This window comes from Porphyromonas bobii (genome assembly GCF_943169685.1).
Lineage (GTDB): Bacteria > Bacteroidota > Bacteroidia > Bacteroidales > Porphyromonadaceae > Porphyromonas > Porphyromonas pasteri.
Genome location: NZ_CALPBU010000001.1, coordinates 436,648 through 457,550 on the forward strand (window position 1 = coordinate 436,648; position 20,903 = coordinate 457,550).

15 protein-coding genes and 1 tRNA gene are annotated in these 20,903 nt (G+C 54.1%); 6 read left to right on the top strand and 10 right to left on the bottom strand.

The window, feature by feature from the left end; all coding sequences use genetic code 11:
- Positions 1-8 precede the first annotated feature (8 nt).
- From KO088_RS01785 to KO088_RS01805, 5 genes are read right to left on the bottom strand one after another with little or no spacing between them, the layout of a single operon-like run.
- Positions 9-1,550 (bottom strand): YifB family Mg chelatase-like AAA ATPase, encoded by a 1,542-nt coding sequence (locus KO088_RS01785; protein ID WP_215493132.1) that lies wholly within the window; start codon positions 1,548-1,550, stop codon positions 9-11.
- A gap of 48 nt (positions 1,551-1,598) precedes the next feature.
- Complete coding sequence (locus tag KO088_RS01790; protein ID WP_215493134.1) at positions 1,599-2,300, bottom strand: hypothetical protein; 702 nt, start codon at positions 2,298-2,300, stop codon at positions 1,599-1,601.
- Positions 2,287-4,395 (bottom strand): GDSL-type esterase/lipase family protein, encoded by a 2,109-nt coding sequence (locus KO088_RS01795; RefSeq protein WP_215493136.1) that lies wholly within the window; start codon positions 4,393-4,395, stop codon positions 2,287-2,289. Before KO088_RS01795 ends, KO088_RS01790 begins: the two co-directional genes overlap by 14 nt.
- Positions 4,396-4,411: 16 nt before the next feature.
- Positions 4,412-5,020, bottom strand: a complete 609-nt coding sequence (locus KO088_RS01800; protein WP_188807395.1) for a DUF4294 domain-containing protein — start codon at positions 5,018-5,020, stop codon at positions 4,412-4,414.
- A 21-nt stretch (positions 5,021-5,041) separates the two neighbouring features.
- Positions 5,042-6,268: an L-serine ammonia-lyase, iron-sulfur-dependent, subunit alpha gene (locus KO088_RS01805; protein WP_215493137.1), complete on the bottom strand. Its 1,227-nt coding sequence runs from the start codon at positions 6,266-6,268 to the stop codon at positions 5,042-5,044.
- Between the two features lie 993 nt (positions 6,269-7,261).
- On the opposite strand from KO088_RS01805, the gene htpG reads away from it, so the two are divergent.
- From htpG to dut, 6 genes are all read left to right on the top strand, one after another.
- Positions 7,262-9,319: a molecular chaperone HtpG gene (htpG, locus tag KO088_RS01810; RefSeq protein WP_215493139.1), complete on the top strand. Its 2,058-nt coding sequence runs from the start codon at positions 7,262-7,264 to the stop codon at positions 9,317-9,319.
- A 136-nt stretch (positions 9,320-9,455) separates the two neighbouring features.
- On the top strand, positions 9,456-10,166 hold the full coding sequence (locus KO088_RS01815; RefSeq protein ID WP_215493141.1) for a transporter: 711 nt from the start codon (positions 9,456-9,458) through the stop codon (positions 10,164-10,166).
- A 135-nt stretch (positions 10,167-10,301) separates the two neighbouring features.
- On the top strand, positions 10,302-10,682 hold the full coding sequence (gene gcvH, locus KO088_RS01820) for a glycine cleavage system protein GcvH (RefSeq protein ID WP_009433119.1): 381 nt from the start codon (positions 10,302-10,304) through the stop codon (positions 10,680-10,682).
- A 2-nt stretch (positions 10,683-10,684) separates the two neighbouring features.
- Positions 10,685-11,197 carry a 5-(carboxyamino)imidazole ribonucleotide mutase gene (gene purE, locus KO088_RS01825; protein WP_215493143.1) on the top strand — a complete coding sequence of 171 codons (513 nt, stop codon included), beginning with the start codon at positions 10,685-10,687 and terminating at the stop codon, positions 11,195-11,197.
- A gap of 79 nt (positions 11,198-11,276) precedes the next feature.
- Positions 11,277-13,073: a (E)-4-hydroxy-3-methylbut-2-enyl-diphosphate synthase gene (ispG, locus tag KO088_RS01830; protein ID WP_215493144.1), complete on the top strand. Its 1,797-nt coding sequence runs from the start codon at positions 11,277-11,279 to the stop codon at positions 13,071-13,073.
- Positions 13,074-13,123: 50 nt separating this feature from the next.
- Positions 13,124-13,561 carry a dUTP diphosphatase gene (dut, locus tag KO088_RS01835; protein ID WP_215493145.1) on the top strand — a complete coding sequence of 146 codons (438 nt, stop codon included), beginning with the start codon at positions 13,124-13,126 and terminating at the stop codon, positions 13,559-13,561.
- A gap of 85 nt (positions 13,562-13,646) precedes the next feature.
- On the opposite strand, the gene KO088_RS01840 is transcribed toward dut, so the two are convergent.
- The 5 genes from KO088_RS01840 to gltA all read right to left on the bottom strand — a co-directional run bounded on the left by KO088_RS01840 (position 13,647) and on the right by gltA (position 20,869).
- Positions 13,647-14,546, bottom strand: a complete 900-nt coding sequence (locus KO088_RS01840) for a DNA/RNA non-specific endonuclease (RefSeq protein WP_215493146.1) — start codon at positions 14,544-14,546, stop codon at positions 13,647-13,649.
- 702 nt (positions 14,547-15,248) lie between these two features.
- Complete coding sequence (gene ppdK, locus KO088_RS01845; RefSeq protein WP_215493147.1) at positions 15,249-17,969, bottom strand: pyruvate, phosphate dikinase; 2,721 nt, start codon at positions 17,967-17,969, stop codon at positions 15,249-15,251.
- A gap of 300 nt (positions 17,970-18,269) precedes the next feature.
- A complete protein-coding gene (locus KO088_RS01850; RefSeq protein ID WP_009433081.1) occupies positions 18,270-18,875 on the bottom strand; it encodes a riboflavin synthase in 606 nt (201 codons plus the stop codon).
- A gap of 345 nt (positions 18,876-19,220) precedes the next feature.
- Positions 19,221-19,296, bottom strand: a tRNA-Pro gene (locus KO088_RS01855).
- 76 nt (positions 19,297-19,372) lie between these two features.
- Positions 19,373-20,869 carry an NADPH-dependent glutamate synthase gene (gene gltA / locus KO088_RS01860; RefSeq protein ID WP_215493148.1) on the bottom strand — a complete coding sequence of 499 codons (1,497 nt, stop codon included), beginning with the start codon at positions 20,867-20,869 and terminating at the stop codon, positions 19,373-19,375.
- Between the last annotated feature and the right edge of the window lie 34 nt (positions 20,870-20,903).

The window sequence follows — 20,903 nt, forward strand, 5'->3', positions numbered from 1 at the left end:
TGCTGGAGCTATCGCTGCCCCCAAGAAGCGCGGTCAAGACTGCGGTAGTGAATGGCCTCAGCGATGTGTTCCTTGCGGATCTCTTCGGAGCCAGCAAGGTCAGCGATGGTACGAGCTACCTTGAGGATGCGGTCGTAGGCACGTGCCGACAGATCCAATCGCTCCATGGCGAGACGGAGCTTCTCCAGCCCTTCGGCATCGGGGCGGGCAAAGAGCTGCATAAGCCGTGGGGTCATCTGCGCATTGCAGTGTACCTCGGGGTAGGAAGCAAAGCGCCGAGTCTGTATCTCGCGTGCGGCTAAGACACGCTCTCGGATGCGCTCACTACTCTCTGAGGGACGGGCATCGGAGAGCTTCTCAAAGTCCACAGGGACGATCTCTACCTGCAGGTCGATGCGGTCAAGCAGGGGGCCTGATACCTTCCCCAGATAACGCTGTACCTGCTGTGGGGTACATTCGCAGGCGTGGGTCGGGTGGTTGTAGTAGCCGCAAGGGCACGGATTCATCGCTGCTACCAGCATGAAGCTGGCGGGGTAGTCTACGGTATAGCGAGCTCGAGCGACTGTCACGATACGCTCCTCCAGTGGCTGACGCATGACCTCTAAGACATTGCGGCTGAACTCAGGAAGCTCGTCTAAGAAAAGCACTCCATTGTGTGCCAAGCTAATCTCTCCAGGCTGGGGATTGCTCCCACCACCGACCAGTGCAACGGGCGAAATGGAGTGGTGTGGGGCACGGAAGGGGCGTGTCGTCATCAAGGTGACGTCCTTACCCAGCTTCCCAGCTACCGAATAGATCTTCGTTGTCTCAAGGCTTTCACCGAGCGTGAAGGGCGGGAGAATGCTGGGCAGTCGCTTTGCCATCATAGACTTTCCGCTCCCTGGGGCACCGATCATCAGAAGGTTGTGTCCGCCAGCTGCCGCGACTTCGAGTGCTCGCTTCACGGTTTCTTGTCCCTTGACCTCGGAGAAGTCAAAGGTCTCGCTCTCTATCCCTCGATAGAATTCTCCACGTGTGTCGACCTCGACGATGGGTAGAGGCACCTCTCCTGTCAGCATCCCGATGACTTCGCGCAGGGTGCGGGCAGCATGTACCTCAAGCTTATTGACGACGGCGGCTTCCCGAGCATTGGCTTCGGGAAGAATGAAGCCGCGGTAGCCTTCGCTTCGGGCTTGGATGGCTATGGGTAGGGCACCATGAATAGGGCGAACGGCTCCATCGAGGGAGAGTTCGCCCATGATCATATAGTGCTCGAGTAGATCGGAGGGGATCTGTCCGTCAGCAGCTAAGAGTCCTATCGCAAGAGGTAGGTCATAGGCTGCCCCCTCTTTGCGTAGGTCAGCTGGACTCATGTTGATGACAATGCGCTTCCCTGGGAACTTGTATCCGCTACTCTCGATGGCCGAGATGATGCGGTCTTGACTCTCCTTGATAGCAGTGTCGGGGAGGCCAACAAGCTGGAAGTAAGAACCGCGAGTACAGCTTACCTCTATCGTCACCGTACGAGCTTGGATGCTCTGTAGGGCTGCAGCGTAGGTCTTGACAAGCATGGTGGTATAGATGTTGGGTAGGGGGATGGTGTTTGTGTTGCGGTGAGGTCAGCGCCGCTTGATTCGCCCTAAGGTATCGATCTGGAAGCGCACGGGTCGGTCGTTCCCTTGTACGCCGTACTCCCTTCGCAGTCGAGAGACTAAGCCTAAGCTATCAGAGAAAGCGATACCACGTAGGCTGTCACGGCGGAACTGACCTCGGGCTGCGCTATCAGACGGCGTAGGGTAGAGGATGACGAACTGGAGGCTGTCGGGACGAGCCTTGGCTTGCAGCCCCTCCTGCTCTCGGCGGGTGAGGCTTTGCAACCCTTCTGGTGAAGCAAATACAAGCTCAACGCTGTGATGCGTATAGAGCTCGGAGATTGTGTGGGACTTTCCCTGCAGATCAACCCCTTCAAAGGGAAGGACGCTCGTGAGCTTTGTCGTGTCGACCTGCATCGTCGTCACTTCCTTCCAAGTCTTCCCCTGGAGTATATAGTAATGTACGCGCGTAGCACCGTCATGTGAGAAGAAGACCGAGTGAAAGCGTGAGGTGTCGGGCGAGAGCTGGATCGTCGGCTCGAAGTGAAGTAGAGTGTCGGTCTGCTGCCCCTCGTGTCCCAAGTAGGTTACCCAAGCGATGGTGTCGCTGGGTGCTAACTTATCCAGCTTGATCGTAAGCTCAGGGTTGGACGAAGAGCAGGAGTATAGACCAGCTAAGAGGCTGGTAGCCGTGAGGGCAAGTAGAGAGCGTAGCTTATTGAGCGTCATGAGCATCGGTCTTGAGATCAATGGAGAAGGTGCTTACGGGGAGGCCCGTAGCGCCCGTGAGGTTAGCATCCGTGTAAGGACGCCATGCGTAGCGTAGACGCCATAGGTCTTTCCCTCGGAGTGTAGGAGGAAGCTGGAGGGTGACTGTTGCACCCTGCAGAGAGCCCGTGAGTGGATGAGTCTTCCCGTCGTAGGTGAGGACTTCGAAGCCTCTCAGCTCTTTCGCATCGGATGTGCGTAGCTCTGAGGTGCCTGCAAACGTGAGTTCGAGTACTTGTGCTTCCTGGCTTACACTGAGTAGCTCGGGGCTACGTGCTTCGAGGGACCGGTAGCCGTATTGTCCAGAGAGAGCGAGCAGTGCCAAGCGATGTCCGATGGGATACTTAATGGTAGGGTGGACATCCGCCTTGTCTCCGTGGTCCATTGAGACAACCATATCTATTCCTTGACTTGGTCGAGCAAGGCGTCGCTGGCTATCGCGGAAGGCGGCCCATGAAGGGCGGTTGATCGAGGAGAGCTGGACATAATAGAAGGGGAGGGTAGCACCGAAGGTCTTACGCCAACTCTTGACAAGAAGCGGGAAGAGTTGCTTATGTGCCTCGATGTTATGGGCGTTGGACTCTCCTTGATACCAGATAGCCCCTCGGAATGTGTAGCTGGAGAGTGGACGGATCCCCGTATCGTAGAGATAGGTCGGAGCGTAGGGATGGCGAGCAAGAGGTGTGTCTCGTGCTTGGAGGTTCTGCCCAGCGCGCTCACGTACCCATGGCATGATGAAGTCATTCTTCCTCCATTGGCGCAGGATCGCAGGGAGCTCCTGCTCAAGCGTGGCGCGGTCAATCCACGCCTCCGTGGGAGAGCCACCGATGGCATTGACTACGATACCGACGGGTATCTGGAGGCTATCTCTCAGCTCACGGGCGAAGTGATAGGCGATCGCTGAGATGTTTGTCTTAGAGGGACGGGCTCCTTCCCAGGTAGCAGGGAGGTAGTAGCGGAGCTGATCCAGGGAGTCTAAGAAGCTCACAGGCCAAGCTGTGGCAGTCGTCTCGTGGGCGGGCTGTATGTTGTAGATGCGCAGCATGCTGTCAGGCTGTATGGGACGATGCTCTTTATCCGTGCTTTGACTGAGCATGAAAGCCATGTTGGACTGCCCAGAGCATAGCCATACTTCCCCGACATAGACATTATTAAGCTTGATCTTTCGCTTGCTCTGTGGTGTACTTACCTCAAGGCTATAGGGTCCGCCAGCTGATTGAGCTGGGAGCGTGATAGCCCAAGAGCCGAGATGATTAGCCTTCGTCTTTCCGCTCCAGCCATGGAAGGAGAGTGTGACAAGTTCCCCTGCATTGGCTTTCCCTCGGATGGTCAGTGGACGCTGGCGCTGCAGGACCACCCCATCAGAATAGATGGCTGGGAGCTGTAGTCCTCCGAAGTCACCCGAGATAGCTTGGTAGGCAGTCTCTGCGAGGAAGTGCATACCAGCTGCTACGGGGTGCACTGCATCGGGAAAGTAATGGGGGTAGGGATAGAGTGGGGTGTGGAAGTCTATAAGCTCAACATCTGCACTCTTAGCCACCTGCTCAATGGCCTGCTGTATCTGCAGCTGCCAGTCTCGCGTACCCGACTCAAAGCGAGGATGCTCCACACCAATAGGTGTCGTGCGAGCGATGAGGATACGTACCTGAGGATTGACAGCGCGTAAGGTATCGATGAGGTGGTGATAATCGGGAATGAACTCATCCTGATAGTTCGGCCAATTGCGAGGGTCCGTGTCATTGACCCCGAGATGAATCACGGCGATGTCAGGACGGAAAGCCAGAGCCTTCTTGTACTCCTCCTGCTGGAAGTAGGGGCGATGCCCCCGAGCGAGCAGTGTAGCTCCAGACTTCCCGAAGTTCTCTACTTGGTACTTCGCTCCCAGCTTCTGCTGCAGGAGGACGGGATAGGCCTCGTGCTCTCGGTCTGCGAGTCCATAGCCATAGGTGATGCTATTGCCGATGCAGGCTACGCGGATAGGGCCTTTGGACTTCGCAGAAGTGGTGAAGCTGAGGCCTAAGAAGAGGGATAGGTAAAGGCCGTATTTAATTCTCATGGTGAATTGCTTGTCGTCAGAGTATGCGCTGATCGTAGAGGCGGACGATACGCTCGGTGAGTGCATCGTCGGGATCCGTCTGGGGACGGTAAGTAGCCTTGAGGCTGGCACCTGTGATACGGGCAAAGACCTGCCAAGTCCAAGCCTTGAAGCCCCCGAGGAAGGCTTGGACGAGCTCATAGCCCGTCATACCGCACTGTCGGTTGATTAGCTTGATGAGGAGCTTCCCTTGGTTGAGGGTCAGGTCTTTCATCTTAGGTTCCATATCTTCCTTGAGTTCCTTCTCGACTCGCTTGAGGTGGGGCTCTTGCTCCTTCTCGGGGAGGGTCTGCATATATTCGTAGGTCTCGATGATCGTGGCCGCTACGTATTTGGCGTAGGGATAGACCTTCTTGACATCACGTATGCGCCGCCAGAGCTGCCGTCGCTCCTCGATGGTGAGGGGACGGACAGTACGATTGGCGGAGATATATACCTCGGCAAACTGGATCACCAGAAGGCTGTCATTGACAGCCCGACTCACAGAGTCTGTGCGGGGAGCTTGCGCATGAAGCTCCATACTCACTCCGCCGAGAGCGAGGAGAAGTGAGGTAGAGAGGCTGAGGATGACAGAGCGAGGCGACATAGCTTTTGGGGGTATGGAGAATTACCAAGGGCGAGGAGGCTTCTTGGCAGAATACTCGGTAGCGAGACCGCCTGCAGAAGTCTCTCTGTAGAGGCTGGGAAGGTCATGCCCCGTCTTGCGCATCACCTCGACGACCTGGTCGAAGCTGACGCGATGACGCCCATCGCTGAAGGTCCCATAGGTGTTGGCATCTAAGGCACGAGCAGCAGCGAAGGCATTACGCTCAATGCAGGGGATCTGGACGAGTCCACAGACCGGGTCACAGGTGAGGCCTAAGTGATGCTCCAGCGCCATCTCTGCAGAGTACTCGATCTGGAGGTTGGAGCCACCGAAGAGCTGGCTGGCGGCAGCGGCTCCCATAGCACAGGCTACGCCGATCTCACCCTGGCAGCCGACTTCTGCGCCCGAGATGGAGGCATTGGTACGTACTACATTTGCGAAGAGGCCTGCGGTAGCTAAGGCACGCAGGATACTTTGTTCGGGGAAGTTGCGGCTCATCTTGAGGTGATAGAGTACCGCGGGGACTACTCCACAGCTCCCACAAGTCGGCGCCGTGACGACACGTCCGCCCGAAGCATTATGCTCGCTGACAGCGAGCGCATAGGCATAGACGAGGCCTCTATTCTTGATACTGGCAGAGCCGTAGCCCTCAGCCTTGACCTTGTAGAGAGCAGCCTTACGGCGGAGCCCCAAGCCACCAGGGAGGACTCCTTCTGCATTTAGTCCCGAATGGATGGCTTGCTGCATGACGTCCCAAATCTTAGCCAGATAGTCCCAGATCTCAGGGCCCTCATAGTGCTCTACATACTCCCAGTAGGTCGTATCTTCCTCATGCAGGCGGTGCATGATATCTACGATACGGCTATCAGGATAGATGGTCGCAGAGCGCTGCTCGTTGAAGTCTTCATTGGCGAGCGTCCCACCACCGATGCTGAAGACTGTATAGGTGTCGAGGAGCTTGCCCGCATCATCAAAGCCCTCGAACTTCATCCCATTAGGGTGGAAGGGGAGTATGATATCAGGTTTCCACAGAATCTCCGTGGGGGCTACAGGCGTCAGTGTCTCGAGGATAGCAGCATCAGTCATGTGCCCCTTACCTGTAGCCGCCAGGCTCCCATAGAGCGTGACGTCATAGCGCTTGGCTTGAGGACAACGATCTCTGAACTGCTCGGCGGCACGTCGCGGCCCCATGGTGTGGCTACTGCTGGGGCCACTCCCGATACGGAATATCTGCTTGATTGTCTCCATTAAAATTATAATCGGGCTCCACTGCGGAGCAGGGAGCTGGTGACGAGTGCTTAGTACACACGCTATCCCAAAGATACAAAATCTTGTACCTCGGCCTGTTTCACTCACCAGACTCCTATCATAACGCTCTAAATTGTCTATAGAGTCTACCCTGATTTGCTTCTAAGAATGAGCACCTTCCCAAGCAGATTGGGGGGGGCTTATCTAAGTTTTAGGTGCGTAGTGGTAAGTGGGTGGTAGATTGGATTGTATGGAAATGGAGTTTGTGCAACATTGGTGGTGGGTATAAAGCAATGTTGGAGACTGTTGTGCGGAGTCCTGTCCTCTATTTATTGTGCTAAGGCATCGTACGCTCAGTCCCACGATATACCTCTCCGAAGTGATACACAAGCCCTTCGCCTTATCGCGCGTATTCCTCTTATCCAGCGGAGGAAAAAGTGCTATTCTCGTGAAGAAAAAAGCGCCTTCATGTAGTGGTATTCTTCTATCTATGCACGTAGTCTTAAAGACCAGGCATGTAAATCCAAATATCCACGTACGTAGATATTAGAGCCACGTACGTAGTCCAAACTTATCTGCCACTCGTCCACAGCTTTTATCCCTATGCGGAGCAACAACCTAATAGAGGTTACTTCACAAAGCTATATAGTAATCAGCACAAAGCTATATAGGAATTAGTACAAAGCTATATAGCTTTCTTCGCCATCCTATATAGCTCTACCCACGCACCCATATACTTCTTATATATGAAATCATTGCGCAAGCTGTGAAGAGATGGACTTTCGCAATGGTCTCGTGAGGTGCCGTGCAATGATCTCATATTGGATCATGCTATGCGCATATCACAGAATGCCCCCTACACATGATTTGCATATCAATTCGTTTGTGAGGGAGAGCCTGCCATATTGGCGTAGAGTAGAGGTGTGGCATCCTCTTTGAATAAGGGAAGGCACTAACACGTATATCCATCATACAAGATAAACTATAGACTCTATGAGTAAGCAAGGTAAGATTGGGGTGACGAGTGAGAACATCTTCCCCGTCATCAAGAAGTTTCTCTACAGTGAACATGATATTTTCCTTCGTGAGCTGGTATCCAATGCCGTAGATGCTTCGCAGAAGCTGCGTGCACTGGCCTCGGCAGGCGAGTTCAAGGGTGAGCTGGGTGACTTGAAGGTCTCCATTAGCTTCGATGCTGATGCTAAGACGATCACTGTCAGTGACCGTGGTATCGGTATGACTGCTGAGGAGGTCGAGAAGTACATCAATCAGATAGCCTTCTCTGGAGCAGAGGAGTTCCTTGATAAGTATAAGGACGACAAGGTGGCTATCATTGGTCACTTTGGTTTGGGCTTCTACTCGTCCTTCATGGTGTCTTCGCGTGTCGAGATACAGTCGCTCTCTTATCGTGAGGGTGCAGAGCCTATCCACTGGAGCTGCGAAGGTAACCCAGAATACATCCTGGAGAAGGGGAGTCGTACGGAGCGAGGAACGGATATCATCCTGCATATTGACAGCGAGAGTGAAGAATTCCTCAGCAAGGATCGCCTCTCAACGCTCCTCAATAAGTACTGCAAATTCCTCCCTGTGCCCATCGTCTTTGGGAAGAAGCAGGAGTGGAAGGATGGTGCCTATGTCGATACCGACGAGGATAACCAGATCAATGATGTACACCCCGCTTGGACCAAGAAGCCCTCGGAGCTAAAGGATGAGGACTACATTGCCTTCTACCACCAGCTCTATCCTCAGACCTTTGAGGAGCCTCTTTTCTGGATCCACCTCAATGTAGACTATCCCTTCAATCTTACGGGGATCCTCTACTTCCCCAAGGTGAAGAATCAGATGGAGCTGCAGCGCAATAAGATCCAGCTCTATGCTAACCAAGTCTTCGTCACAGAAGACGTAGAAGGGATCGTCCCTGAGTACTTGACTCTGCTGCATGGGGTCATCGACTCTCCAGATATCCCGCTGAACGTCTCGCGCTCTTATCTGCAGAGTGACGCTCAGGTCAAGAAGATCTCCAATCATATCTCCAAGAAAGTCGCTGACCGACTTGATGAACTCTTCCGTAATGAGCGTAGCCTCTTCGAGGAGAAGTGGGAGAGTCTGAAGGTCTTCGTGCAGTATGGGATGCTCTCCGATGAGAAGTTCTACGATAGAGCCGTGAAGTTTGACCTCGTCACTGATATCGACGGGAAGCACTTCACCCTTGACGAATACCGCACCCTTACCGAAGGGGAGCAAACTGATAAGGAAGGCCAGCTCGTATGGCTCTATACGAATGACCGCAACAGTCAATATACAGCTATCGAGCGTGCTAAGGCTAAGGGCTACTCTGTCCTCCTCTTAGATGGTCCTCTGGATGTCCATGCGGTATCTCAGCTGGAGCAGAAGCTCGAGAAGACACGCTTCGTACGAGTAGACTCTGACTCTATCGATAAGCTTATCGCTAAGGATGAGCAGCGTGCTGTCAGTCTCTCCGATGTAGAGCAGAAGGCCTTGAAGGCCCTCTTTGAAGGGCGCCTACCTCGTGAGGAGAAGCGCAACTATAGCGTGAGCCTCGAAGCACTTGGTGCTGATGCTGATGCCGTGCTGATCACGCAAGGGGAGTTCATGCGCCGTATGCAGGAGATGGCTCGTCTGCAGCCTGGTATGAACTTCTATGGTGAGCTTCCCGAAGGCTACAACGTGGTACTCAATACTGAGCATCCATTGATCCAGCGTCTCCTTGCTTCGGAGAAGGAAGTTGTTGAGCCTAAGCTCTCGACTCTGCGCGCTGAGCTTCAGGAGCAAAGTGAGCTTGTCGAAGCTGCTCGCACGGTGCAGTCAGCTAAGAAGCCCGAAGAGGTGAGTGTGGCCGAACGTGAGGAGCTTGATGCTCTGACGAGTAAGCAAGCCGAACTCGAAGGGAAGATTTCTGAGGAGATCAAGAAGTTCGGTTCAGAAGAGCTTCTCGTGGGACAGCTCGTTGACCTTGCGCTCCTTGGTAATGGCCTACTCTCAGGTGAGGCACTTGCTGCCTTCATCCGCCGTAGTCAGCAGCTCCTGTAGTAGACCAAGGTATATTATAAGATAACTGAGGCTGTGCCTTCGGTATTCAGATCACATGTTGGTTGGATGCTGGAGGCACAGCCTTCTTCATTATAGCAGTTGTACCTTTGTGCTCATACATTACTATTTACATGATATGCGCTACCTCTATACATCACTCCGCCGCTGGAGTCTCTCTTTATTGACTTGCTCACTACTGGCTGGATCACTCTCTGCACAGACGGATAATGAAGTGCAACCCGACCGTCCTGACCATAGTGAAGGAACAAGTGTACTAAGCCCACGACGCCTACAGATCGAGTGGGGAGTAGGGACTTCCTCAGGGTATCATAACATGGGACTAATGCTTCGCTATGGCCTTGTGCCTGATCTTGAGCTCCGCTTAGAAGGTCTATTGCAGCGGCCTCATCGCGGGGCAGTACAGGTCTCAGATCTCACGCTCAGCTCCAAGCTTGCTCTCTTCTCTGGTGATGGCTGGGTCCCAGCCATGACGCTTGTCGGCTATCTGAACTACGCACCTCAAGAGGAGGCACGTAGGGTGACGGGATATCTTACACTTGCTCTTGAGAGAGAACTGATATCAGGTCTTTCCCTCACCTGTAACATCGGCTCAGCTGAGGGGATGCGTCGCCTCTCTCTGACCGCAGAGTTAGGCTATAACTTCACAGATCGACTAAGCTCCTTCGTGGAGTACTATGGAGTCTTTGGCCCTGCAGAGCATGGATGTGACTTGGGGCTAAGCTATGCTGTGACGAAGGACTTCCTCATAGACCTCTCTTGCGGTAGGACTTTTTTCGCCAGCGGAGCGGTGAACTATGCCTCCCTCGGAGCCACCTACAGACTATAGTTTGGAGCTAGTAAAAAAGGAGTGAGTGAAAACTTTTCGGCACGTTTCGTAAGCTCCGATATGTTGATTATCTTTGCTCCATAAAGCAAATAAGCTATTTCGTATCAACTAACTTTATAACCCCCAAGAAAGAACATGAACATTCCACAGGAACTGCGGTACACCAAGGACCACGAGTGGGCACGCCTCGAAGGTGATGTTGTCTACGTAGGTATCACGGACTACGCTCAGGGTGAGCTCGGCGAAATCGTCTATGTAGACGTCACGACCGAAGGTGAAAGCCTCAGCGCAGAAGAAGTCTTCGGCTCTATCGAAGCTGTAAAGACGGTATCTGACCTCCTCCTCCCTATCGAAGGGGAAATCCTCGAAGTCAACAGCGAGCTCGAAGACAGCCCTGAGCTGGTCAACAGCGATCCCTATGGTAAGGGGTGGCTCGTCAAGATTAAGCCCGCTAACGCTGACGACGTAGAAGGTCTGCTCAGCGCTGACGACTATAAGGCTCTCATCGCAGGATAAAGATGCAAGCATCTCCACTGGTCAGCATCATCATGGGCAGTACCTCCGATCTGCCCATCATGGAGAAAGCTGCCGCTCGTCTCGATGCCCTCGGCATTCCCTTTGAGATGCTCGCACTCTCTGCTCATCGCACGCCTCGTGAGGTAGAGGAGTTCGCCACTACGGCTAAGGAGCGTGGCGTCAAGGTAATCATCGGTGCTGCTGGTATGGCTGCCCATCTCTGTGGTGTCATCGCTTCGATGACTTCCATTCCAGTGATCGGTGTGCCTATCAAGGCTTCCCTGGAGGGCGTCGATGCTCTCTACTCTATGGTGCAGATGCCTCCAGGTATCCCCGTAGCGACCGTGGGAATTAATGCAGCAGAGAATGCTGCACTCCTGGCCGTACAGATGATGGCTACCTCTGATGAAGATCTCTATCGTAGACTCGAAGCCTACAAGGAGTCGCTCAAGGAGAAGGTCGTCAAGGCTAATCGAGAGCTTGCAGAGGTCAAGTTCGAGCACAAGACGAACTAACCCCCGCATACACATGTTGTAAACCCAGGAGGTGGAAGCACTTCCTGGGTTTACTTTTGCATTATTGTAAGACTTATTCATGGCAGAGAATCATCCCTCTCATACTACATCCGCTGAGCCTTGTCTCTATCACAGACGCCGTGCAGCGTTGGTTCATATTGGTGATACGCCTCTTGGCGATGACTATCCTGTGCGCGTCCAGTCAATGGCGACAGCTTCGACTCTGGATACGGAGGCTGCTGTCGCTCAAGCAGAGCGCATCATCTCCGCTGGTGCGGAGTATCTGCGCTATACTGCACAGGACAAGCGTGTGGCTACTAACCTCGGTGTGATCCATAAAGAGCTCCGTGCTCGTGGTATCACGACTCCCTTGGTAGCTGATATTCACTTCAACCCAACGGCAGCTGACACGGCACTGGAGTATGTAGAGAAGGTACGTGTCAATCCTGGTAACTACGTCGATAGTAAGGGTACGACCGAGTGGAATGATGAGGTCTATCGTGCCATGCATGAGAAGGTACGCGAGCGATTCGGCGCTTTTGTTGAGCGCGCCAAGACGCTGAAGCGTGCGATACGTATCGGTGTCAATCACGGCTCGCTCTCGGAGCGTATGGTGATGCTCTATGGCGATACGCCCGAGGGGATGGTACAGAGTTGCTTGGAATATCTGGATGTCTGTCGTGAGCATGACTTCCATGATATCGTCATCTCGATGAAGTCCTCCAATACCGTCGTGATGACTGCGGCAGTTCGCCTGCTTGTCGCTCGTCTCGATGAATTAGGCTACCCTGCCTATCCTCTGCATCTCGGTGTGACGGAGGCTGGTGAAGGCGAAGACGGTCGTATCAAAAGTGCTGTCGGTATCGGTTCGCTCCTGGCTGATGGTATCGGTGATACGATCCGCGTCTCCCTCAGCGAAGAGCCCGAGTGTGAGATCCCCGTGGCGCGTGCTCTTGTGGACTACATAGCACCTCGTGAGCATGTCGCGCTTTCGGTGGACGGATCGCTCCTTCCCTCATGGAAGGAGTATCGTGAGCTAACTCAAGATGCTCGCAAGAATACCACTTCTCTCGGAGCCCTCGCAGGTGGGAGCAACCTGCCCTTAGTGCTCTATCCGATGGAGAAGCCTTTAGATCTCTCCTCATTCACTCAGCGTCCCGATGCCATTCTCTCGCCCGAAGGACAGCTTCAGCTCGCAGGCGGTACGCCTATCGTAGGAATCTCCGTGAAGAGCATTGCTACGGACGAACTTACGGCTGAGTGTCTTGCTGAGCTTGCTGCCGCGCCTCAGACACTGCTTCTTCTTGAGAGCCGTGGCGATAATCCCGTCGCTGACTGGCGCTGGGGCTTCACACAGCTTCGCCGTGCAGGTGTCAATTGCCCCATTCTACTTCGTCGTCGCTACGAGACCACCGATCTGGAGCTCTTCCGCCTCTATGCAGCTGCCGACTGTGGTAGCATCTTCCTCGATGGCTGGGGTAATGGTCTTTGCCTTGAAGCCCCCCATCTCCCTGCCGAAGAGATCATCAAGACCGAGCTGGGTATCCTGCAGGCAGCTCGACTTCGGATGAGCAAGACGGAGTTCATCAGCTGTCCTGGCTGTGGCCGCACACTCTACAATCTGCAGAATACTATCGCCGAGATCAAGGCCGCTACCTCACACCTCAAGGGGCTCAAGGTCGGCATCATGGGCTGTATCGTCAATGGTCCTGGCGAAATGGCTGATGCGGACTATGGCTACGTAGGTGCTGCGCCTGGCAAGATCGATCTCTACAAGGGACAAGAATGTATTAAGAAGGGCGTACCTCAAGCTCAAGCCGTCGAGCATCTCATCGACCTCATCAAGGAAGGTGGCGACTGGAAGGACCCCGAATAAGCTCGTTCCCTTCGCCTTCATCTCTCATCCCCATCATTTATATCTCTCCTATGCGTGTCAAGCTGATCAATAAGTCTCACCATCCTGCTCCTCACTACGCCACATCTGGTGCTGCTGGCATGGACATCCGTGCTAATCTCTCGGAGCCGATTGTACTGGAGCCTCTCGAGCGCTGCCTTATTCCCACGGGCCTCTTCCTTGAGATCCCCGAAGGCTACGAAGCACAGATCCGACCTCGTAGTGGACTTGCACTGAAGCATGGTATTACCCTGCCCAATAGCCCTGGGACTATCGATTCGGATTATCGTGGTGAGCTGAAGATCCTTATGATCAATCTCTCCAAGGAGCCCTTTACGTTCAACGACGGCGAGCGCATCGCTCAGATGGTCGTTGCCCGTCATGAGGTCGTGGAGTGGGAGTTGGTCACGGAGCTTAATGAGAACACCGATCGCGGCACTGGCGGTTTTGGCCACACGGGCCGCGATTAGTTCACCCGCCCTCACATCAAAGATCAAGCCCCGGCTTCCTAATGGAGGTCGGGGCTTTCTCGTACCAATTCAAAGAGGGTGGAGCTTATTGCTTCCACCACAAGCGTCTCGAAGCTGCGGAATGTGGGTCCGTCGTCTCCACAGCTTGCTCAATGTCATCCGGCAGGTGATAGAAGAAGTCCAGTCCAGTGAACTGCTCCAGCTCGCGAATCGAGAGCGTCAGCCCATCGATGTGCTCACCCTTGCCGTAGTTTCTGTGTTCGGTGAGGAAGGCAATGCCTTCGTACGTCTTGCCCTTCTTCATCAGAAGCGCCATCCAGTAGTAGCGGGGGACGACCATCTTACCCTTGATGCGCTCGGCCTCGACCTGATCATCGCGGATCGTCCCACCCTTGGCGACGTAGAGCTGATCGCAGAAGGCGCGGTCGCGTGCCCATTCTTGGATGCGATTCTCCAGGCGGTGCCAGATGCCGGCATTATGAGTCTGGAGCTGCGGGCTCATATTCGTGTAGTAGAAGGTCTGCTCATTGGCAGCCTGTGAGAAGGTGCGGTCTTCCGAGGCTACCAGATGTCCGCGGCTGTAGCCACTTCGGCGGAAGAAGTTGGATGTGTCATACGCCGCAGGGATCTTAGGATCCCAGCTCCACGCGTCACTACGGCGCACGTTGTCCTCTGCCGTCGCAGCGTCGAAAGAGAATGCAACCCAGCGCGAATGGAGCTTTGTGATGTCGTACTCGAGCGAGTAGTTTACCTTCCCCGAAGCTCGGTGTGTGACGAAGTAGTTATTGTTGCCCCCAGCCAATCTTGGTAGCTCAAGCAGGGTCGTATCCCCATTGATGATCTCGTCCTCGATAGCGTCCTGAGGCGAATAGCTTGGGAGGCCTTGGGCTGAAGCCTGCTCTGCGGGCGCCGCTTCCTTGGTCATCTGCTTGTAGACCAAGATGCCTAAGGCGGCGACAGCGATGAGTAGGGTTAGTTTCTTCATTGAAGGGAGTAGTCTTACTTTAAATCCGCTGCAAAGGTAGTGACTTCGTTCCTTTCCTCCCAAGCTTTCCCTGCTTCGGGTCGGGGAGGAAGTCGTGGAGTGTCCGAGGGAAGAAATAAAAGAAGCCTAACCGCAAGGGACCATCGTCCACTTGATGTTAGGCTTCGACCGTTTAAGAGCTCGTCTGCTTCGCAGCTTCGTGTCCCGTTAGCCTTCTCTCGAAGGTGCTCAGGCTATAGCCTGCGATGTGGACGAGAAATAGTGCTCTCTCTCCGAAGGTGGAGAGGTTGTTTGTCTGTAATACAAAGGTACAAAAACGGCCTATATATACCTAATAGAGGGGAGAATTCTGTTGCTTTAGCTACCTACTTATTCCGATGCGGGAGTCTTGCTGGGTAGAATTGCTGGCGAAGTAGAGGAAGATGCTACCGTGAGGAATATACCTTTCTGTCTTGAGGAATATACTTTTCTGTCGTAGGGTATATACCATTAGCTCGAAGGGTATATACCATTAGCTCGAAGGGTATATACTATTTGCCTCAAGGGTATATACCCTTCTGCAGGATGGTATATTCCTTTTTCTCGGGGACTTCCTCTGAGCGCAGATCAAGAGAGGGGGCGAAGACGCAGAAAGGGCTCTCCCTTTCCTTTCGGAGGAGGGAGAGCCCTTGGTGTAAAGTGCAGTGAATGCGCGGCAGAAGCCTATTCGATAGCGGCTTGGGCCGCGGAGAGACGGGCGATGGGGACACGGAAGGGCGAGCAGCTGACGTAGCTGAGACCGATGTGATGACAGAACTTCACCGAGTGAGGATCGCCACCATGTTCGCCGCAGATACCGCAGGGCAGGTCGGGGCGTGTGCTGCGTCCGCGTTCGACAGCCATACGGATGAGCTGGCCCACACCTTCTTGGTCGAGTTCCTGGAAGGGGTCTACGCTCAGGATCTTCTTATCGAGGTAGACGGGCAGGAAGCTGGCGATGTCGTCGCGGCTATAGCCGAAGGTCATCTGCGTGAGGTCATTCGTCCCGAAGCTGAAGTACTCGGCGTGGCGAGCGATCTGGTCTGCCGTCAGCGCTGCACGAGGGATCTCGATCATCGTACCGACGCGGAAGTGGAGTTCAACTCCTTCTTCAGCGAAGAGCTGAAGAGCCGTATCGCGGATGACCTTCTCCTGCTCATCGAATTCATTGACGATCCCGATCAGAGGGATCATAATCTCGGGCTGTGGGTCATAGCCTTCCTTCTTGAGCTGAATAGCGGCCGAGAGGATGGCACGAGTCTGCATCACCGTGATCTCAGGGTAGGTGTTGCCGAGACGACAGCCACGATGGCCGAGCATAGGGTTGTGTTCGCTCAGCGAATTGACGCGGCGCTGGATCTCTTGTACCGAGATACCCATCTCATCGGCCATAATCTGCTGACCAGCCAAATCGTGGGGGACAAACTCATGAAGTGGTGGGTCGAGGAGACGCACATTCACAGGGCAGCCGTCCATTGACTTGAGGATGCCGTAGAAGTCTTGCTTCTGGTAGGGGAGGAGCTTAGCCAAGGCCTTTTCACGGCCTTCCTTCGTGTCAGCCAGAATCATTTCGCGCATGGCCTTGATCTTCTCATTCTCGAAGAACATATGCTCTGTGCGGCAAAGACCAATACCCACGGCGCCGAAGCTACGGGCAATAGCGGCATCGTGTGGAGTATCTGCGTTCGTGCGGACGACGAGCTTCGTGTACTTTTCACAGAGGGTCATCAGCTCTGCAAAGTCACCTGTGAGCTCTGCAGGCTGTGTCTTGACCAGACCCTGATAGACTTCGCCAGTGCTACCATTGAGCGAGAGGTAGTCGCCTTCCTTGAGTACCACGCCGTCGATCTCTACTGTGCGGTGCTTGTAGTCAATGTTGATGGCGCCTGCACCAGATACGCAGCACTTACCCATACCACGGGCTACGACGGCAGCATGCGAAGTCATCCCGCCACGTGCGGTGAGAATACCTTCAGCAGCTGACATCCCTGCGAGGTCTTCGGGGGAAGTCTCGATGCGAACCATGATCACACGGCGACCATCGTCATGCCAGCGAGTAGCATCATCAGCGAAGAATACGATCTGACCCGAAGCTGCACCAGGCGAAGCGGGAAGCCCGTGCGTGAGGACCTTAGCTTGGCTCTTGGCGACGGGATCAAATACGGGGTGGAGGAGCTCATCGAGCTTGTGAGGCTCACAGCGCAGGAGGGCGGTCTTCTCATCAATGACTCCGTCGCGAAGGAGGTCCATAGCGATCTTGACCATCGCAGTACCGGTGCGCTTCCCATTACGAGTCTGCAGGAACCACAGCTTGCCGTCCTGTACCGTGAACTCCATGTCCTGCATGTCCTTGTAGTGGGCTTCGAGGCGCTGCTGAAGCATATCGAGCTCGGCATAGATCTCGGGCATAGCTTCTTCCATCGATGGGTAGAGGCTGGCACGCACCTCTTCGCTGATGCCCTGCTGGTGTGCCCAGTCGAGAGAGCCAGCCTTCGTGATCTGCTGAGGAGTACGGATACCGGCTACCACGTCTTCGCCTTGAGCGTTGACGAGGTATTCGCCGTTGAAGACATTTTCACCCGTACCAGCATTTCGGCTAAAGCAAACCCCCGTAGCAGAGGTGTCGCCCATGTTCCCGAATACCATAGCCTGGACGTTGACAGCTGTCCCCCATTCAGCAGGGATACCTTCCATCTTACGATAGAGGATAGCACGCTCGTTCATCCAGCTATCGAAGACGGCGCAGATAGCACCCCAGAGCTGCTCCATAGGATCAGTGGGGAAGTCCTTGCCTGTGCGGCGCTTGATCTCTTGCTTGAAGAGTACGACCAGGCTCTTGAGTTCGTCGACGTTCAGCTCATTATCCAGGCGGACGCCACGCTGTGCTTTGACTCGGTCGATGATTTCTTCGAAGGGGGCGATATCTTCCTTCGTCTCGGGCTTCATGCCGAGGACGACATCACCATACATCTGTACGAAGCGGCGGTAGCTATCGTAGGCGAAGCGGGGATTGCCTGTCTTCTTTGCAAGGCCTTCGACGACGGTGTCATTGAGCCCGAGGTTGAGGATGGTGTCCATCATACCTGGCATGGAGGCGCGAGCACCAGAGCGGACAGATACAAGGAGTGGGTTGGTGGGATCGCCAAAGGTAGCTCCCATGAGGCCTTCGATATGATGCACTGCGCGCATCACTTCGTCTGAGAGAAGGGAGATAAGTGTGTCCTTTCCACGGGCGAAATACTCATTACAGGTCTCGGTCGTGATCGTGAAGCCAGGAGGTACTGGTACCCCGATACGATTCATTTCGGCGAGGTTGGCGCCTTTGCCTCCGAGGAGGTTTCTCATGTCTGCAGCACCTTCGGCGAGGCCGTTCCCGAAGGTATAGACTCTTTTGTTGTCTCTCATTGTTAGCAAGTGTTATGCGTTGGTTATGCTAATCCATAGGCAAATGTATCGATTATTATGGATAATCCCAGCGGTGTGACGGAATTTATTAAACGTAGGTACCGAATTGATTGCTCTTTTATTAAATGTGGGCTTGTGGTAGATGCTGTGATTGCTGAGTTTTGGTCGGATATATGCTGTCTTTCATAAATAATATGATATGATGTAAAAGGAAGCACCCTCATCTTCTACCCAAGGAGGATAGAGGATGAGGGTGCTTATGTGATAGCGTGTAGCTCGCGTGGGGGAGCTATCGAGAACTTAGAGAGCGTATTCGTTCATCTTGCAGAGGTACTTCCCGACGATGTCAAACTCTAAGTTAACCACCGTGCCGACTTGTATGTGCTTGAAGTTCGTGTGCTCGTGTGTGTAGGGGATGATAGCGACGCCGAAGGAGGTCTTCTCCGAGTTGCACACGGTGAGGCTCACGCCATTGACCGTTATTGAGCCCTTCTCGACTGTGATATAGCCCTTGCGAGCAAGCTCTGCATCCGTCTGGTGCTCGAAGCGATAGAGCCAGCTGCCATCAGCTTCTTCGACTGAGGTGCAGATGGCGGTCATATCGACGTGGCCCTGGACGATGTGTCCATCAAGGCGACCTCCGAGGAGCATGCTTCGCTCCAGGTTCACAAGGTCTCCGACAGAGAGCTTACCGAGGTTAGAGCGGTCCAGTGTCTCTTGGATGGCGGTCACGGTGTAGGTGTGCTCGTCATGAGCCACGACTGTGAGGCATACCCCGTTGTGAGCGACGCTTTGGTCGATCTTAAGTTCGCTGGCGAAAGGGCAGGAGAGTGTGAGATGAAGGTTTTCGCCTTCGCGTCGGAGAGCGACGACCTCGCCGCAAGCTTCTACGATACCTGAAAACATAGTCTGTATATGATGAGTGTTAGCTGTCGTGAGAATTGACGCTACAAAGATAAGACAACTCCCTTAGCCAGCCTCTCTATTGAGGTGATGATCTCTATATGTATATGTATAGGGGAGTGGTGTGAACCTATATTGGTCGTTGGGTGAACCTATAGTGGTCGCCATGACGACCTATATTGGTCACGACGCTGACCAATATAGATTCACCTCGCGACCAATACTGCTTTTACGGGGCATCCTACGAAAGCACTTGAATCCTTACCGTCAAGAGGCTGAGGAAGCCAATAGAGAGGAAACAATAAAGGCAGTAGTCACTACTGACCACTGCCTTTATCTTGATCTTCTTGGTCGGGATGAGAAGACTCGAACTTCCGACCTCCACGTCCCGAACGTGGCGCGCTACCAACTGTGCTACATCCCGAATGCACTCAGCGACTTCCCGCCGAGCCGCTGCAAAGTTAGATAAATAATCAGTACGATGAACCGTGGAAAGGCGTCTATATAAGCGCTCCCTCCTCGATACGACCAGAGAGCTTCTGGTGCATTGCCGTAGCTGCTCGGCGACCGTCTCCCATAGCGAGGATGACCGTGGCGGCACCGCGGACGATATCACCACCTGCATAGACGTCGGGCATCGAGGTCTTCTTACCCTCGTCCACGACGATATTGCCCCACTTGTTGACCTCCAGCTCAGGCATTGACTTAGTGACCAAGGTACTTGCGGAGTAGCCGATACAGATGATGACCTCATCGACGGGGACTGTGATGATCTCCCCAGTGGCGACCGGACGACGTCGGCCACTCTCGTCCGGTGCTCCCAGCTCCATACGCTCCAGGCGCATCGCAGTGACGTGGCCTGACTCATCCCCAAGATACTCCACGGGATTGTGTAGGTTGAAGAACTCTGTACCTTCCTCACGTGCATGCTTGATCTCTTCTGCACGGGCGGGCATCTCTTCTTCGCTACGACGATAGACGATGGTAGCCTGCTTGGCATCGAGACGAATGGCAGTACGTACGGCATCAATAGCGGTATTCCCACCGCCGATGACAGCCACACGCTTCCCACGTAGGGAGGGGAGTGCTTCGGCAAGCTCCTCGGGGGACATGAGATTGTACTTAGCCAGATACTCGCTGGCGGTATAGACCCCCTTGAGATCTTCCCCTGGGATACCCATGTAGTTAGCGACACCGACACCAGTTGCGATGAAAATGCCATCCATTCCATGGGCCTTGAGATCCTCATAGGTAATAGTCTTCCCTACGATCGTATTCGTTTGGAAGGTGACACCGAGATCGCGCATCTTGTCCAGCTCATCCTCGATGATACTATTGGGCAGACAGAACTCTGGGATCCCGTAGCGCAGGACGCCCCCGAGCTGGCTCTCGGCCTCGTAGACGGTCACATCATAGCCCCACTTAGCCATGTCGGTAGCGAAAGATAGACCAGCTGGGCCGCTACCAACGACAGCGATACGTCCCAGCTTGGGCTTATCTGAGTGCTTGGGCTTGGTAGAGTGATCTCGATGGATGCGCTCGTAGTCGGCGACATAGCGCTCCAGGTTGCCGATGGAGACAGCTTCTTTCTTGAGGCTGAGGGTGTAGATGCACTGGCTCTCGCACTGCTTCTCCTGTGGACAGACACGACCACAGACTGCGGGGAGTGAGCTGGTCTCACGGATGATACCAACGGCCTCAAGCATCTCACCTTTCTCGATGAGCTTGATGAAGGACGGGATATGAATGCCGACAGGGCAACCCTCGACACAGCCGGGATTAGGGCAGTCTAAGCAACGGCGAGCCTCAGCCATCGCTTCTTCGCGTGTGTAGCCGAGGCTTACTTCTTCATGGAATGAGGTGATACGCTCCGCTATAGGGAGCTCAGACATCTTCGTACGCTCGTAGGCGATACGCTCTTTATTGGGATGGGCTTTGCGTAGCTCTGTGCGCCAGTCCTGACTACGCCGCTCCTTGATTAGCTCTTGCTTGGTCATTGTATCGGGTGATCTTGTACAGTGTTACCTCGCT